19 protein-coding genes are annotated in these 14,369 nt (G+C 61.3%); 18 read left to right on the top strand and 1 reads right to left on the bottom strand.

The annotated features are described in order from the left end of the window. Positions 1-376: 376 nt before the first annotated feature. The 15 genes from ACFCQI_RS02970 to ACFCQI_RS02900 all read left to right on the top strand — a co-directional run bounded on the left by ACFCQI_RS02970 (position 377) and on the right by ACFCQI_RS02900 (position 11,096). Positions 377-2,029, top strand: a complete 1,653-nt coding sequence (locus ACFCQI_RS02970; protein ID WP_395119890.1) for a tyrosine-type recombinase/integrase — start codon at positions 377-379, stop codon at positions 2,027-2,029. Positions 2,030-2,314: 285 nt separating this feature from the next. Next, positions 2,315-2,728: a hypothetical protein gene (locus ACFCQI_RS02965; RefSeq protein ID WP_395119889.1), complete on the top strand. Its 414-nt coding sequence runs from the start codon at positions 2,315-2,317 to the stop codon at positions 2,726-2,728. Positions 2,729-2,778: 50 nt separating this feature from the next. Continuing rightward, complete coding sequence (locus ACFCQI_RS02960; protein ID WP_395119888.1) at positions 2,779-3,075, top strand: hypothetical protein; 297 nt, start codon at positions 2,779-2,781, stop codon at positions 3,073-3,075. 67 nt (positions 3,076-3,142) lie between these two features. Continuing rightward, positions 3,143-3,325, top strand: a complete 183-nt coding sequence (locus ACFCQI_RS02955) for a hypothetical protein (RefSeq protein WP_395119887.1) — start codon at positions 3,143-3,145, stop codon at positions 3,323-3,325. Between the two features lie 84 nt (positions 3,326-3,409). Further along, positions 3,410-5,116 (top strand): DUF5906 domain-containing protein, encoded by a 1,707-nt coding sequence (locus ACFCQI_RS02950; protein ID WP_395119886.1) that lies wholly within the window; start codon positions 3,410-3,412, stop codon positions 5,114-5,116. A gap of 768 nt (positions 5,117-5,884) precedes the next feature. Then, complete coding sequence (locus ACFCQI_RS02945) at positions 5,885-6,514, top strand: hypothetical protein (protein WP_395119885.1); 630 nt, start codon at positions 5,885-5,887, stop codon at positions 6,512-6,514. Continuing rightward, positions 6,511-6,777, top strand: a complete 267-nt coding sequence (locus ACFCQI_RS02940; RefSeq protein WP_395119884.1) for a hypothetical protein — start codon at positions 6,511-6,513, stop codon at positions 6,775-6,777. Before ACFCQI_RS02945 ends, ACFCQI_RS02940 begins: the two co-directional genes overlap by 4 nt. 137 nt (positions 6,778-6,914) lie before the next feature. Beyond that, positions 6,915-7,211: a hypothetical protein gene (locus tag ACFCQI_RS02935; protein ID WP_395119883.1), complete on the top strand. Its 297-nt coding sequence runs from the start codon at positions 6,915-6,917 to the stop codon at positions 7,209-7,211. A gap of 33 nt (positions 7,212-7,244) precedes the next feature. Further along, positions 7,245-7,445 carry a hypothetical protein gene (locus ACFCQI_RS02930; RefSeq protein WP_395119882.1) on the top strand — a complete coding sequence of 67 codons (201 nt, stop codon included), beginning with the start codon at positions 7,245-7,247 and terminating at the stop codon, positions 7,443-7,445. A gap of 211 nt (positions 7,446-7,656) precedes the next feature. Next, complete coding sequence (locus ACFCQI_RS02925) at positions 7,657-8,043, top strand: hypothetical protein (RefSeq protein ID WP_395119881.1); 387 nt, start codon at positions 7,657-7,659, stop codon at positions 8,041-8,043. Between the two features lie 431 nt (positions 8,044-8,474). Next, positions 8,475-8,885: a DUF6573 family protein gene (locus ACFCQI_RS02920; RefSeq protein WP_017462050.1), complete on the top strand. Its 411-nt coding sequence runs from the start codon at positions 8,475-8,477 to the stop codon at positions 8,883-8,885. A gap of 2 nt (positions 8,886-8,887) precedes the next feature. After that, the gene (locus tag ACFCQI_RS02915; RefSeq protein ID WP_395119880.1) at positions 8,888-9,220 is read left to right on the top strand and encodes a hypothetical protein; all 333 of its coding nucleotides are present in this window, start codon (positions 8,888-8,890) and stop codon (positions 9,218-9,220) included. A 121-nt stretch (positions 9,221-9,341) separates the two neighbouring features. Continuing rightward, positions 9,342-9,860: a hypothetical protein gene (locus ACFCQI_RS02910; protein WP_395119879.1), complete on the top strand. Its 519-nt coding sequence runs from the start codon at positions 9,342-9,344 to the stop codon at positions 9,858-9,860. Position 9,861: 1 nt separating this feature from the next. Continuing rightward, positions 9,862-10,485 carry a ParA family protein gene (locus ACFCQI_RS02905; protein WP_395119878.1) on the top strand — a complete coding sequence of 208 codons (624 nt, stop codon included), beginning with the start codon at positions 9,862-9,864 and terminating at the stop codon, positions 10,483-10,485. After that, a complete protein-coding gene (locus ACFCQI_RS02900; protein ID WP_395119877.1) occupies positions 10,482-11,096 on the top strand; it encodes a hypothetical protein in 615 nt (204 codons plus the stop codon). Before ACFCQI_RS02905 ends, ACFCQI_RS02900 begins: the two co-directional genes overlap by 4 nt. A 632-nt stretch (positions 11,097-11,728) precedes the next feature. On the opposite strand, the gene ACFCQI_RS02895 is transcribed toward ACFCQI_RS02900, so the two are convergent. After that, positions 11,729-12,001, bottom strand: a complete 273-nt coding sequence (locus tag ACFCQI_RS02895; protein WP_395119876.1) for a hypothetical protein — start codon at positions 11,999-12,001, stop codon at positions 11,729-11,731. A 926-nt stretch (positions 12,002-12,927) separates the two neighbouring features. Here ACFCQI_RS02895 and ACFCQI_RS02890 point away from each other — a divergent pair. The 3 genes from ACFCQI_RS02890 to ACFCQI_RS02880 are packed head-to-tail and all read left to right on the top strand — an operon-like array spanning position 12,928 to position 14,366. After that, a complete protein-coding gene (locus ACFCQI_RS02890; protein WP_395119875.1) occupies positions 12,928-13,254 on the top strand; it encodes a ribbon-helix-helix protein, CopG family in 327 nt (108 codons plus the stop codon). A 23-nt stretch (positions 13,255-13,277) separates the two neighbouring features. Beyond that, the gene (locus ACFCQI_RS02885) at positions 13,278-13,628 is read left to right on the top strand and encodes a hypothetical protein (RefSeq protein ID WP_395119874.1); all 351 of its coding nucleotides are present in this window, start codon (positions 13,278-13,280) and stop codon (positions 13,626-13,628) included. 45 nt (positions 13,629-13,673) lie between these two features. Then, on the top strand, positions 13,674-14,366 hold the full coding sequence (locus ACFCQI_RS02880; RefSeq protein ID WP_395119873.1) for a hypothetical protein: 693 nt from the start codon (positions 13,674-13,676) through the stop codon (positions 14,364-14,366). Positions 14,367-14,369 lie beyond the last annotated feature (3 nt).

Below are 14,369 nucleotides of genomic sequence, written 5' to 3'. Positions count from 1 at the left end.
CCCGGTGCCGGAGAGAGGGGATGCGGGACGGTGTGGCCGGGCGCGGCTCACCGCCGTGCGGCGTGCTGTGCACCCGCGGGCGAACAACAACCGGCGTGCCGACAAAAACGAAAAGGGCCTGCATCGCTGCAAGCCCTTGGATCATGGTGGCCGGGGACGGAATCGAACCGCCGACACGGGGATTTTCAATCGCCGTCTTGGCGAACAGTGCCGGAGTGGCGTGGTCGAGAATGGCTCTATATCGGCGTTTCAGCCACTGGCTTCCGTGAGCGTGGGACCATGAAGGACCAGGAAATACCGCAGAAGAGGGAGCCACTGAGGAGCCACAATTGCGGGTAACATCGACCTCCAACGATCCGTAGAGCAGGGGATGGGGATGGTCGCCAAACTCGAACTGACGCAGAAGCTCGTGGAAGGTCTCCGCTTCGATCGGATGATCGTGGGCACCACGAATGCCGGGCGGCCGATCGTGGAAGACACCCCGCCAGGTAAGCATGACTGGATCGTCCGAGACGGTGGGAACGCGGGGCAGCCGGGACTCCTTCTCCGAGTGACCCCAGGGGCGGTGACCTGGTGCGTTCAGAAGAAGATGGGGGGCGTGCCCAAGCGCCTCGCTATGGGACGTGCCCAGCCTGCACCTAACTACATCGGGAGGGTGTTGACGGTCGACGAGGCGCGCAAACGGGCTCGGCTGTGGTTGGCTGACATGGAGCGCAACATCGACCCGCTGCATAAGAAAGCAGAGAACCTGCGTCAGTCCCGGCTCGCCAGCGAGCAGCGGCGGATGACGATGGCCGTGGCGATGGAAGAGCTGATCGAGGCCAAGCGCAAGCACAAGGCCAAGCTCGGCGAAGAGACCCTAGAGATCGGCGTCGGTAAGCGGCGGACGGCCGATCCGAAGCTGCGCGACGAGAGCACCAAGGACCGCAAGACCGTCCAGCGCTGGATGGAAGGCTCACCCATGTGGCATGTGCCGCTTAAGGACCTCACCGCGGATCATGTCGCCCAAAGTCTCGACCCCCTGTTGCGGCGAGCCGTCGGGCGGAAGGAAGCGGTCAAGTGGGGTCCAGCGTCCGTGTCGAAGGGCACCATGGACAAGATCTACGCTCACCTGGGCGCGGCGTGGATGCGTGCACAGCGTCAGTTGAAGCTCGGCCTGACGCGCGAAGAAGGTCCGCTCTACCTTTGGCGCAGTGAGCGGCGCGATGATTGGCCCGCCGATCGTCGAGTCGAGAAAGCACTCGAAACCGGGACGCCTGAGGGCGCCGCATGGTTACGAGCACTCTGGGAGCTTCGGGCCCGAACGCACAATACGGCCCTCTTCGCGGAACGCCCGGATCCCCGGAAACCCGGCTTGAAGCCCCACATGTCCAGCTTCACGGACTTCTACCTGCTCCTGGTGCTCTGGGGCACCCGCGCCACAGAAACCATGCTGTTGGAGTGGCGAAACATCGACTTGGAACGCCGGTTGGTGTGGCTGGCGGGCGATACGACCAAGAGCGGGGTGGCGGGCGTCGTTCCGCTGACCGCTTGGGCGATCGAGATCCTGAAGCAGCGAAAGGATTTGAACGAACGGTGGCGCCCCGATCAGCCCGGCTCCTACGTGTTCCCCTCCCGCGAGCATGGCCGCCCGATCAGCAGCCCAAGGAGCGTGCTGGTTGCGCTCGCCAAAGAGACCGGCCTCATGATCACGGCGCATGACCTGCGTCGGGCGCTGGCGCGGGAGCTCGGTGACGAGAACGACCTGGCTCATGCGGCCAAGCTGCTCATCACCGGAGCAGCGCTCAACCATGGTGCCGGCAAAGGCGGAAGCCGCACCCAAGCGGTCACAGAGCGCTACCTGGGGCAGCGCGCTGACATCCTCCGGCCGCTCTATCAGCAGCGCGAGGATCGGTTGCGTCAGATCCTCGGTCTACCCGTCCTTTCTGGGCCGCAACGGCTGCAGACGGACGCGGACGAAATGATCGCCCGGATGAAAGAAGACCCCGAATTCCGGCGGCGCGTGCTCGAAAGCGCCTTCACTTCCTGAACGAACTGCGATTCGGGGTCTGATGCTCCTCGGTCCTCTGCGGTCCCCTGCGGGCATCGCTGGTGGCGTGTGGTCCCGGTCCGAAGTGTCATAAAGATAAATAGAACAATCACTTAGGCTTGTTTCAAGCCTCGGATCGGCGCACTGTATCCACACGGTCCGACCGGGCCCATCCCAGCGCGCCTAGGGCGCTGAGGATCCGCAAGTCCCATTAACCCAAGACCACCCCAAACGCCGCAGGCCGCGGTGACGGGGAAGTCATGTCCAAAATCAAGGAGAAAACCTATGTCGTCGCTCTTCGAACTGCCGTCTGGCGATCTTGGATTGCTGAAAAGCGTAGTTCATCGCAACCCCATCTCGATCTTCCCCGATCACTGGACGCCAGAAACGATTCAGAAACACGCCATTGCGCACGCTATGGGTGTCTATGAGACTCAAGTTTGGATTGTGAATCACGATGAACCGGAGGAAATCAGTGAGGGTCTCGCTGATTATTTCGCAAAGCCGAGTTTTTATGAAATGGTGGCGGAGCTGGATCGCGGCCAGCTTCGTGACAAGAAAAAGGGCGACTGGTCCGCCGCTGCACACCTTCAAGTTGTTATGCCCAACGCTTCACTGTCAATTTGCATCAACCGCACCACGATCGAAGGTATGCGGGTCGCCGAGTATTTTATCGACTGCCAGGGCTACGACGACTAAAAGTCTGTCCGTTTGTTATCAGCCTTCCACTCATATCAAGGAGAAAACCCATGTCGAACCTTCCCGCTTTTATCAGTCCGAGCACGATCCGCATCAAACGACTTCATAAAAAGGCCCTCACTGCGCTCTTCCAGCGCTACGTGAGTGTCGATGTCGTGCGCGATGGACACAACCTCGACGACGTTATTGCGCTCGTCGATAGCCTGCCGCTCATCGGCAATGGAATGATCCGGCTTCGTTCGTCGCACGAGAGCATTCTGCTCACAAATGTCGCAGCGAGCCAGTTCACGGCTGTCGATCCGTTTCGTTGTGAAACGATCCGAGTGATGACGGAGAGAGTTGGCTAAGGGGGGCTTGCGCGATCGCTTTTTTTCGCTACAACAATTTATGTTGATACAAAAAAAGGCGAGCGTTATGAAGATCTCAGCAAAACCGGGGCGGCCAAAACTTCACCAATCGGAGAAGAAGTCAAAAGCGCTTCTGGTGCGGGTGGATCCTCAAACGCGAACCGCGATCTCCGCGCTGGCGCAACGCCAGGGGACGACCGTAAGCGAGATGACTCGAAAGTTGATGCTGCACGCCATTCAGCACGCCTAACACCAAACCCCAAAAGAAAAACCCCGCCTTGCCGGGCGGGGCTTTTGGATCAATCACAGAACTGCTCTGACGAGGAAACAGCCCATGGAAAGTAAGTCTACAAGCGACACCGTCGCTGTCAATCCCCCATCTCCAGATCCGTTTGATGACGGGCTGGATAAACTGGATTTTGAGGAATTTTGGGGGCGAGCGACGGTTGTTCCATTTGAAAAGAAAAAAGCGACAGCACCCGCCCCCGCACCGAAACGAAAGGCACCGGAAAAGCCGGCTGATCCGGCTTCGAAAAAGCGAGACGTCTCGCTCGAACTTCAATACGCAAGGCATATGCGCTCGCCCACCATTCGGGTGGGAAGCGTCGACCCGAGTGGAACCGGTTCAGACGTCCGGCTGTGGGCCTTTTTGAATGATGAGAAAGGTGCCCACTGGCGTGTGATGCCCACACCTGAAGCTGACGCGTTTCAGTGGCTTGAAATGGAGTCGCCAGACCGTGCGAACCCCCAGCGCGCCGCCTCGTGCGTCAAGGCCACGGTCTTGCACCTGCAGAAAGAGGGGCATGTGATGCCAGCGGCGAACAGCCGAAAGCCCGTCATCCCCATCTTGGGCGCTTACCTGACGATCGAGCCGGGCACAGGCGTCATCCGGGCCAAGAAGCCAGATCCAGCGGAAGGGATGACTTACACGGTCCCGGCCCGGTTCGACGAAGGCCGGGTCGACGAGGAGGGGGTCTACCACCCCCGCGCCGTCGATCCGCGGAGCCACTTCGGCGGCTATCTCGATCGCTTCTTCCCGAACCCCAGCGCGAGGCGGCTGCTGCAAGAAGCCGTCGGCGCGAGCCTGATGGCCGGGTGCCGGGAGCGAGCCTGGCAGCTCGTTGGCAGCGGTTCCAACGGCAAGTCGACGCTGCTGCACATCCTGCGGGCGCTCCATCCCAAGACCGAAGCCATGGACCTGAGCCAGCTTGCGGAAGACAAGTTTGCTCTGGCGAAGATCATCGACGCGACGTGCGTCATCTCGACGGAAAGCACGCCCAACCTCGGCGCGCAGGCGGAACAGAAGCTCAAGGCGATTATCAGCCGCGACCCCATCCAGACTCGCGCGGGCATCGGCAAAGACTTCATCACAGCGACGCCGATCTGCACGATCTTCTTCGCCGTCAACAGTCCGATCAGCTGGTCAGACCAGACATACGGTATGTCATCGAAGATCGGGATCGTGCCGTTCTTCGAGAAAGTCGTGCGCGGTAGTTCGGAGGTCGTGCTCGACTACCACCGGCAGATCACTGAAGTGCCGGAAGAGATGGCCCAGGTGCTCGATTGGGCGTTGGAAGGGGCAGCACAGGTCGAACGGCAGAATGGGTTCAGCGCTGCAGCAGACATGTCTGACTATGCAGATGAAGTCAGAAAGACCACCAACCCGCTCTATGCCTGGGTTTGTGAGACGGATCTCTGTATCCGTAACGATCACGAGACGAGAAAGGAAGCGGTCTACGAGCACTATGTCGAGACGCTCCGGGCACAGGGGCACCACCCGGTTGCAGCCAGCAAATTCTGGCCAGCGCTCGATGGGATCCTCGCGGAGCGGGGGCAGGGCGAACGGCGCGAGCGGCAGCCGAAGGCTGGCGGCAGGAAGCTGCCGCGGACGACCAACATCTACATGAGTGTCGCCGGCATGGTGCAGCAGCACTCCTGTGACGGCGCGAAGCACTGTTGGACGCCAGAAGCAGAGATGGCTGAGGAAGTCCGGAACTCGAACGCCGAGGGATGGGACTATGAGTTTGGCCCTCGCAACTAGCCTCTCTTGGCTAGAGGCAATGAGGCCCCTTTCGGGGCCTTTTTTTTGCCTGGGCCTCAGGCAGTGGAAGTGCCTGAGGCCTGCCTGAGGCCCCGATGCGCAGGATAAAAGCTATGTAAATCATATGGATACAGTTGGGGCCTCGGGCAGGCGCGGGGCCTCAGGCACTTTCTATCGTCTCGCCGTGTTTCCGATTTTTCACCCTGACCGATCTGACACGCCCATTTTCCCGGGCTCTCTCTTCGCCACTCTTTATAAAACGGAAAACTACCTGAGGCCCTGAGGCCCTAGGAGAAAAATAGGGTAAGAATGAGGCTGGGCCTGGGTTTGCAGGGGCCTCAGGCAGGGCCTCAGGCAGGCCTCAGGCAGCAGAAGTGCCTGAGGCCCGGGATCGCGCGGCACGCCCTGGTTCCACCGATTATCCCCGTCCGGCCCGGCGGAGCCGGGCAGCAGGTTTTTGCGATTTTCCCGCTCTTTCATTTTTGGGGAAGGGCTAGGAGCAAAAGCTCGGAAAAGCCCCAGAGCAAAACCGCTCATTTTTTGGGGATAAAAAGGAATGGCGCAGCGCGCCAATAATTTTCGGGTTATTGCATTTAATAGCGCATCTCATGATCGACATGATGCTGCGACTGCCGCTTTTCATTTAAACGAAAACGGGTGATCGACAGTGATCGACTGGAGATTGACAAGTCTGCAATTGAGGCTAAGTTGGTAATCAGAGGGGTTGCACAGACCCTTTAAATCAACCCAATACAGAGAGAATGAGTTATGAAAATCAGCGCATCCAATTCTTCCGGCTTTGGTCTTCTCGAAACAGTCCTGGCCATCGGCCTCGGTCTCGCTCTCACCACAGCCTCCCTCGCCATCTTCTCGCCCGCTAGCGGCGCTGTGAGCACTGAGCAAGAGATCAGCCGCCTCGACCACTTGCACGCCGCTGTGACCAGCGCTTACGCCAGCAGCCGCGATTTCAACAGCCTGGTCGCCTACACCGCCTCTCAAAACGGCTGGCTGCAAGATGGCTCGGGCAACTGGCATTCAACGGCCTGGGGCGACTTGTCGCTGACGCCGACGAACATGGCCGGGCTTCCGGGCGATGGTTGGCAAGTCGAGCTGACAATGCTGCCAGCTGATGTCTGCCAGCGGATCGCTGGGGCCGAAGTTGGCATCTGGACCCATGTCTACGTGGATGGTCACGAAGTCGCTGACAACGCTGACGCGACGACGCTCTGCACAGCGGGTGGCAGCCACACTTTCCTGGCTCAGAGCTACGGCGGGCGTCGTCCCGGTTATGCGATCGGGCCCATTTTGACTCCCGACGCGCCGCTGTGCGTTCAGCTTCGCGAGGAGGGCACCATCGGCACCGTCCGCCCCGACCTCTGCTCAGACAGCCACTCATGATCACGAATCACACCGACATCATCCAGGCCGGCAAGGAAGTCGGCCTGAGGCTCGAACCTCACGACGGCGGCTATCGAATGGGTTACGCCGCGAACACGGAAGGTTTCTGGATTGACTGGATCCCTGCGGAGCGGATTGAGAGCGTGATCGAGCGGTTTCGGCGCGGGATCGAGGAAGAGCGGGAGCGCGTGACGGCCCCGGTAATCCGGGCAAGGTATTGGCAAGAGCGCGAGCGAGAAATCACGAAAATAATGATTCAATAATTGTGATCTGCTTCGCATTTATTGGATCTGGCGTCTGATACGCGATTGACGAATATCTTTTTATATCTAGAGTTTAATCAAGGGATTTCATAAAGATGATGTCCTGTAAAACCGCCAATTAATAGAGGAATGAAGCGATGAGTCATTTTAACAGTCTTTACGAAGCCGCGCTGGTTTTGATCCCCGTGATGGAAACCGAGCGGGCCTCCTACTTTCAAGATTTCAGCATTCGAGATCGCGTGATGGATCCAAATGGTCTGTATGCCGTCGAAGCCGAGATGGAAGACCCTGAGGATAGCGATCACTACTTGCACAGTGACGCGATTTGCGAGGCATTGAATCGGTTCGCTGCTGCCAGCCCGGCTGAGCGCTTGGAAGTTTTCAAGCTTGTCTCGCGCAGCTATCAAGACGAGCTGGCTCAGATCGTTGTGTGACCTACTTACCTGGCCTTTCGGAGGAATTTGATCATGAATGCTAACAACATCGATTTTGCAACGCGCGGCAGTTTGATTGCCGTTGGCCGCCACGTAGACGAAGAAGTGCTCAAGGGGCGCTCGCTGAAAAAGGTGCTTGCCGAGGGCCGGCGCCGCGACGCCGCGTGCTGGTATCGCCCAGAGCTGCTCCGCGATTACAGTCGCGCCGTCGCTTACGCTTACCCAGCCAAGTGACGACCAACGAATAACGCCGCCCATCACTGGGCGGCGTTTACTTCCTGACGGCTGCCCTTTTTAGCTTTGTCTTGCTTCATCGCTTCGTATCAAAGTCATGATCGACATGCAGATTTAAGCCGTTGACAGATCTTAATTTCGGCCTACGTTGGAAGAAGTAGAGGGGTTGCACAACCCACGTCTATACAACCAACCAAAACAGGACAAAGCCATGACTACTGATACCGCTACTGATACCGCCATTGCCAACGCCGATCGCCTTGAATTCATTGGTTTCGGCCCCGCTCGCAGCCGCAGCCTGGCCGCTGATCGCCCGGAGTTCGCGCGGCTGGCGATCGCCTTCGCTGACGCGTGCAAGGAAAAGGGGAATCGGTTCCGCGTCTTCAAATCGAGCGGTCGCAACGGTCACTACGCTCGCCTGCGCTTGAAAGTGGTGACCGGCAAAGCTCCTAACCGCTACACCGACAGCCGTGGCTTCGAGGGTCCGATGATTGGAGTGGAGGTCGGCTCGCTGTCCACCACAAAAGGCCAGGTGGCGGACCTGATGGAAGCTATCCGGGACCTGGCCGAAGAGATCGGAGTCGAGGTGACCGCCTAACGGCGGTTCCCCGGCCACGATGATCGGGCCGCGGTGCACGATGCCCTGCGGGCACCGCATGGACAGCCGACGGACGAGCCGTGGACAGCACGCTGACCACCGCATCGCCCACGCGCCTGACCACACTTCGCGCACTGAATATCAACGACGCCACCACAGCCCCGGACCCCGCAAGTCCGGGGCTTCCGAACAGCGACAAGCAAGAGCAAGAGCGGCCCTCACGCTCGGCTTCTCCGGTCAAGAGTCGTTTAGGGGCCGTGTCAGTCGGCCGCCCGTGTCACTGCGTTCCCGCGCCATGCGGCCTCCATCCCGCACCAACCCCCGCTCTTCTGCTCTTGACCGCGCCTCTCTCCGGGCAGGGCGGCTGCCATCGGCAGCGTGTTCGCACCCGCTGCCCCTTGTTGGGGCCAGCAATGACCAAGGAGAGAGAGATGAGCGATGAATCGATGTTCGGTCCCGTGATCCACAGCTATAGCCGGGCTGAGGCGATCGACGATGGCGTGCTGGTTGAGGTGCCCGAGAGCGCCAGCCGCGCCGCTGGCTTCAAAGTGCCCTTGGCCATGACGGCGAGCGCCTGGGGCGCAACGATGGGGTTTGGAACTGACCTCGCGGAGCTTCTCGCCAAAGCAACCGCGGTGCTCGCGGCGGCGATGCTGGAATACCGACAGAGCGAGCATCGGGCGAAGTTGGGCTTGGCTGAGCCGGTGGGCGACTGCCTTTTCTTTGCATACGACGCAGAGCGAGAGGACGGCGGCGTCGATGTGGTGCAGCTCAAGATGCAGATCGGACCCGGTGACAACGCTGAGCCCGTCGGCACCGTCATGCTCCCCGGTGAAGACTGATCATGAGCCTCTACACCTGGCAGGAACCCAATTTGTGGGGTGTCCTCGACGACACCCTGCGGGTCCGCATCGGAAGGACGGAGGAGGGCTATCTGTGGATCAGCGTCGATATCCAGATGTGGCCCGATCGCCCGACCATGGGCAATTTCACCCACGGGGATACGAACCGCTATGCCCCGGGCGAAATCACGATTAGCGAGGACGGCTTGCTGACCGCGATGCATCGGCATCCGGCAGAGCACGACTTCCGCTCCGGTTTTTCGCTCCGCGTCCCGCTTTCTTTTGTGTCTCCGCTTCGCGTAGCGCTCGAACGCGCTGGGGGATCAAATTCATGATCGACATACCACTGGTCATGATCGACAGGTGATTGACGACTGCTCGATTTCGACTAGCGTGAACATATGAGGGGGTTGCACAAACCCTCAATCTTACCAACCCAATCAAAGAGGTTCCCCAATGCTCAGCACTGCACAAATCGAAATCAGCCGCCGCAAGGTGACAGACTCGCCCAAGCCGACAGCAGACGCGGCACCGTTCGCGGACGCAATCCAGCGCGCTGATGTCGAAGCCGTCCAGCAGCTCTTGGCCGCGTGCCCGAACATCAACGGGGTCCGACTGCTCGCGAAGCTGACGCCGCTTCACCTTGCTTGCCGGTGCTACGCGCTCGCCCAGCACGGACCGAAGTCGCGGCTCGATCGAGCGGAGCAGATCGTGAACCTCTTGCTCGATGCGGGTGCCGATCCTGAAGCCAGGGACGCGATGTCTCAGCTGCCGGCGAGCTGGGGCAACCCGCCGCGGTTGCGGGAGCGGATGCGGCAGATCGCGGAAGCGGGCCGCATCCCCGTCACCGGGTTCGGGACCTTCGAGCACCTTGGGTCGAGCTGTAACGGGAAGACTCATCGGGAAGGCTACGACAACACGGCGTCGGTGCTGCACGTGATGCCCCATCTCGCCTTCGTTCCGCGGAGCTTCTGATATGCAAGCCATCCACATCTTCAGCAGCAAGGGAGGCAGCGGCAAGACGACCGCCGCGCTCTCGCTCGCCGCAGCGCTCGCTCACCGCGGCAACCGCGTCGCGCTCGTAGACGCCGACCCGAACGGCGCGCAAGGCGGCGCCACCCGCTGGCTGGCGCAAGCGCAAGCCGCGGGGCGTCCGACGCCATTTCCCGTTCTGAAAGCGATCACCAGCAGCGCAGCGAAAGCGTATGACTACGTCGTCTACGACCACCCGCCCGGTGGCCGGGCTGCACACCAGCTGCCCGAGGGATTGGTTATCGTGCCGACGCCCCTCGACCCTGGCAGCTTCTTCTCCGCAACGCGCGTGGTCGATAGCCTTCGCCATCGCCCCCTGGCTCCTCTGCTGCTGCCGTCGCGGGTGCGTCTCGAACGGGCGGAGCAGAGGCGTCTTGCCGGTGTCTTGGCTGTGCCAGTTGTCCGCGACCGCGCCGCCTACGGTTCCCTCTTCGGGCAAGGCGCGAACCTATATAGCGACGGAACCGGCATCATTGGTCTGATGGCGGCCCGAGACGAGTTTGAAGAGACGGTGGCGCGTGTTCTTGCGCACATGAGCGCGTGCCAGACGAAGAAGGAAGCAGCATGAACAAGCCACCGAAAATTGACTGGGTGACCCAGGCCACCGCGGAGCCGGCACGTGCGAGGGTGGCGTCTGTTGCGCGGAAGCCCGTCAAAAAGCGAGCAGACGTGCAGCCGATCGCCGGCCCCGCTTTCCATCACACGTTGGAACCTGGTGCAGGGCAAGGGCGAGTGATCTGCGGGCAAATGAAACTGTCGCTCGACGACTACAAGCTGAAAGTGAGCCTCCCCGCTGGGCTGCGCGAAGGGCTCACTGGCGCGGGTGAGCGACTGGCGCCGACGATCTGCGCGTTGGCCGACTTCGCTCTGAACGAGTTGGAGAAGAAGGGCGGGACGCTGACGGTGATCCCGGTTCCCGAAGACCAGGGTGGCCTGGGCTGCACGTTCGAGCATGGGCGCCGGAAGGGCCCTCTGACGATCGAGTTTGCGGGGTCACTGATCTATCCAAAGCGGGACGGGCGCCTTGATCGAAGGGTTTCCGTTTGGACCCCCGATGAACTCCTGAATCGTATCGCCGGCGCCGGTGCGGAATTGGGACCGAGCATGGCTGCGCTGGCAGCATGGGGGCTGACCTACCTGCGCGCGACCGGGCAGAACCTGGTCACGCGCTCGGGTTGAGCGCGTCGTGCACGTGCGCGCCGCGCTCGATCCAGCGCCGTTGCACGTCCGCCCAGGCTTCGCCAGGCAGCCAGCGAAGCGCGGGAGCGAGCCCCACCGTTTGCGCGCCCGAGCCAGATAGTCCACTAACGAGGGCCACCCAAGCCGGGCTGGCTCGCGCCACTACTGGGCCAACCAGCCAGCCCTCGCCCAGCGGTTCAGCGACTACGCCAACCCGAGGCGCCACCGTCCATCTTGTCGCTTCCAGCCACGCCCTTGCTTCCGCTCTCGAACGCGACCGCGCTTTCGGCACCGGTGCCTGGGCACAGCACGCCAGTGCTTCCAGCCGTCGGGCGGCCTTCGCCTCTGGCCATGAATTGCCTTCGGCCCATACCGGCTCCCAGGGGTCCCGATGGCGATAGATCACCGCACAGCGCTCACAAGATGGGACCACATTCGCACCCGAGGCGTCGCCTCCCAGTGCTGGCGAAAAAAGGTAGACGACACGGTTGGCTGGCGCCGCCTCGCAGTGCCAGCAGCGAGCTTCCCCATCCTTCAGAACGCGGGACCGGAGCCATTTCGGCACCGGAGCCGGCAATCCACGCACGGCTTCAACGCGCTCCAAAAACGGGAGCAGGTCAGCAGGGGATACCTCAATCACGGCTTCGCCCCTTGGCTTGCACATTAGGCCGGAAGCGAATGCCTTGGGTCCGCTCGATCACCGGCAAGAGTGACAACACTGCATCGGGATGTTGTTGGGCATACGTCAGCGCGGCAGCGACAAGACCGGGCACCGAGACGGCGTGTTGACGCGCGAAGGCTTCCGCGTCACTCACCACAGAAGCGGGCAGAGTGATGCGAAGAGCTCGACGATCCACGCCGAGATGCGACGTTTGCCAGATGCGCTGGCGAGACAAAGTAGACATAGCGACACTCCGAATAGGCTCTCAATTCACGTTAGCGAATTAACGCCGAGTCGGAAGAGGGGGGCTAACTACCGGACCCGCGCTGGAGGCGAAGGCGGCAGCTCAACGCCCCACCGTTGAGCGAGCTTTCGGACAGGTGGCGTCCACTGCTTTGCTTCGATAGCGATGCTCTGAAGCACACCACAGACCCAGAGCGGGTCCATGGGTTTCGGGGAAGCGACGGCATCCAGAAGTCGGGCCTGCGCGACGGAAAGCGCTGAGAGGATGTAGTCGAGCGATAGCGTGTCTCGAACACCAGCGAGCCAGGCGGACGGTGGCGAAAGTGAGCTAACCGGCCACGTCGTCCGAGTCTGACCTGGCAGCGATTGGCCGGGCAGGGAGTATGAGAAGCGCTCATCAATCACGCGCGATTGAAGACGAGCCAGAGAAGCACACGTCCTCACAATCAAAAGTCTGCGCGCACGTTCATTAGCGCGGGTGGAGTCATCGGAGGCCATGCGCGTGAGGATGCCTGAGGGGCGTCTCACTGGGGTAGACGGGGGCAGGGGACGCACAGGGAAGCGTGCATCTTCTAGCCGGAAAACTGGGGCGGCTTCGGGATGCTTCGGCTTCTGTGCTCGCGTTAATCCCTAGAGCGAAGGGATACATACACACCAGACGCACCGCTGGTGTGCAAAACGGCAGCGCGTCAGAGCGTTGCATAGCCATCTAAATCAAGCACCACAAACGCTTCCGCGCGTTGCCTTCGCAACGGGGGCGCGTTGCCGTGCGCGCTCTCTATTCGCAGAAGAACCGCGTCAGAACGCCATTTCTCGGCGTTGCCACGCAGTGATCGACTGCAGCGTCTGAGGGGCTTCCGATCCGGCAGATTCGGCCTACGGTGGTTTTTAGAGAAGCGCATGTCGCGCTGACTGAGAAACCGCACGATGCGCACGCAGACCGCCATCACGATCCGAATTCCAAACGACCAAGTGCCGGCACTCGACAAGCTGGCAGAGCGCGTTGGGAAGAGCCGGCCTGAGCTGTTGCGCGAAGCAGTCGCATCACTGCTGCACACGCACGAGACGACGCAGCTCATCCAGCAGTCGGCACACGCCGCGATCAGTGAAGCAACCGATCGTTTTCGCGCAGAAGCGAAGGCGGTGCTCGCTCAACAAATCGAAGCGAGCCGCGCGGCAGACAAGACGAACCGAGATCTGATCGCGCGCTTCATCGAAGCACTCAGTCAGATCGTGACCCCCGCCAAACGCTAACCAACACACCAGGAGATCCACACATGCCCTCCCTCAAGACTGTCGAAGCCCTCTGTAGCGCAGCGATGAAACAGCAGCTGCACGACACGCTCGTCTCGCTCGCTCTGGCGAACAGGGGCTACTTGATGATGCCTGCCGACATCGTCGATCACTACAACAGCGCGCGTCGAGCGATCCGCGCGAGTCAAGAGAGTGGCGAACCCCTCGGCTGGATCGTTTGGCAGCAGCTGGAGGGTCAACCCCACAAGCTCGATTACGCGGTTCGACGGATGCGTGTAGCGGAATCGCTCGAGGGCAACGTCTTCCCGCTCGGTAGCAACCGCCGCCGTTTGAAGCGTAGAGGCCCACTGCCGCCTCTCCCGCGTCTCGTCTAACCCATTCCTTTTCCCCACCCACCCCACTAACAGAGGTATCCCCACATGCGCACCACTTCTCAATCCGTCGCTCGCGTCCTTTCTCACGCGACGCTCATCGCGACTTTTGCCGCCGCTCTTTCGCTGCAGGGCTGCGCCACGATCGACACCGCCACCCAGAAGGTTGGCGGGGTCTTCGGCTCCAAATCCGACACCACCCGATCCGCCACGGGCGGTGCCATCCTGGGCTGCGGCGCTGGCGCCGTCCTCGGCAAGATCATCGGCAACGGTTCGGACATGCTGAAGGGCTGCGCTGCCGGCGCCGCGGTCGGCGCGATCAGCGCTGTCCAGATCCACAAGCACGAAGTCGAGCAAGCCCGCGTGCTTGCCGCCCAGGCCGAAGCGGTCAAGGGCGTGAAGGCGACTGTGGTCACGAAGCCGGTCGAGGCTAAGGATGACCAGGGCAAGATCACGCAAGTTGATGCCCTCGATCGTCTGACCATCGACTTGCCGGCCGCTGGCGTGAAGTCCCATGCCGCCGATGTCGCCTCAGTCCTCGATAAAGCCGCAACGCTCGCCGACCAGGCTTCTGACCCGACGACGATCGAGGTGCACGGCACCACGGCTCAGCGTGAGTGGATCGCTTCGCGGATCCGCTCGCACCTGCGCCCGGGCTCGACGGTTCGCGTGATCGAAGTCGCCGGGAAGTCGCCGCGTCTCGTGATCAGCCCGATCCCCAAGACCGGCGGGGAGGGCTGAGCG

This window comes from Rhodanobacter sp. FW102-FHT14D06 (assembly GCF_043950705.1).
GTDB lineage: Bacteria > Pseudomonadota > Gammaproteobacteria > Xanthomonadales > Rhodanobacteraceae > Rhodanobacter.
The sequence above is the reverse complement of the archived record's forward strand: the minus strand, read 5'-3'. Positions and strand labels throughout refer to the sequence as shown.

Coding starts and splice junctions, on each gene's coding strand:
- ACFCQI_RS02970 (WP_395119890.1), top strand. CDS start 377: ATGGTCGCCAAACTCGAACTGACGCAGAAGCTCGTGGAAGGTCTCCGC.
- ACFCQI_RS02965 (WP_395119889.1), top strand. CDS start 2,315: ATGTCGTCGCTCTTCGAACTGCCGTCTGGCGATCTTGGATTGCTGAAA.
- ACFCQI_RS02960 (WP_395119888.1), top strand. CDS start 2,779: ATGTCGAACCTTCCCGCTTTTATCAGTCCGAGCACGATCCGCATCAAA.
- ACFCQI_RS02955 (WP_395119887.1), top strand. CDS start 3,143: ATGAAGATCTCAGCAAAACCGGGGCGGCCAAAACTTCACCAATCGGAG.
- ACFCQI_RS02950 (WP_395119886.1), top strand. CDS start 3,410: ATGGAAAGTAAGTCTACAAGCGACACCGTCGCTGTCAATCCCCCATCT.
- ACFCQI_RS02945 (WP_395119885.1), top strand. CDS start 5,885: ATGAAAATCAGCGCATCCAATTCTTCCGGCTTTGGTCTTCTCGAAACA.
- ACFCQI_RS02940 (WP_395119884.1), top strand. CDS start 6,511: ATGATCACGAATCACACCGACATCATCCAGGCCGGCAAGGAAGTCGGC.
- ACFCQI_RS02935 (WP_395119883.1), top strand. CDS start 6,915: ATGAGTCATTTTAACAGTCTTTACGAAGCCGCGCTGGTTTTGATCCCC.
- ACFCQI_RS02930 (WP_395119882.1), top strand. CDS start 7,245: ATGAATGCTAACAACATCGATTTTGCAACGCGCGGCAGTTTGATTGCC.
- ACFCQI_RS02925 (WP_395119881.1), top strand. CDS start 7,657: ATGACTACTGATACCGCTACTGATACCGCCATTGCCAACGCCGATCGC.
- ACFCQI_RS02920 (WP_017462050.1), top strand. CDS start 8,475: ATGAGCGATGAATCGATGTTCGGTCCCGTGATCCACAGCTATAGCCGG.
- ACFCQI_RS02915 (WP_395119880.1), top strand. CDS start 8,888: ATGAGCCTCTACACCTGGCAGGAACCCAATTTGTGGGGTGTCCTCGAC.
- ACFCQI_RS02910 (WP_395119879.1), top strand. CDS start 9,342: ATGCTCAGCACTGCACAAATCGAAATCAGCCGCCGCAAGGTGACAGAC.
- ACFCQI_RS02905 (WP_395119878.1), top strand. CDS start 9,862: ATGCAAGCCATCCACATCTTCAGCAGCAAGGGAGGCAGCGGCAAGACG.
- ACFCQI_RS02900 (WP_395119877.1), top strand. CDS start 10,482: ATGAACAAGCCACCGAAAATTGACTGGGTGACCCAGGCCACCGCGGAG.
- ACFCQI_RS02895 (WP_395119876.1), bottom strand. CDS start 12,001: ATGTCTACTTTGTCTCGCCAGCGCATCTGGCAAACGTCGCATCTCGGC.
- ACFCQI_RS02890 (WP_395119875.1), top strand. CDS start 12,928: ATGCGCACGCAGACCGCCATCACGATCCGAATTCCAAACGACCAAGTG.
- ACFCQI_RS02885 (WP_395119874.1), top strand. CDS start 13,278: ATGCCCTCCCTCAAGACTGTCGAAGCCCTCTGTAGCGCAGCGATGAAA.
- ACFCQI_RS02880 (WP_395119873.1), top strand. CDS start 13,674: ATGCGCACCACTTCTCAATCCGTCGCTCGCGTCCTTTCTCACGCGACG.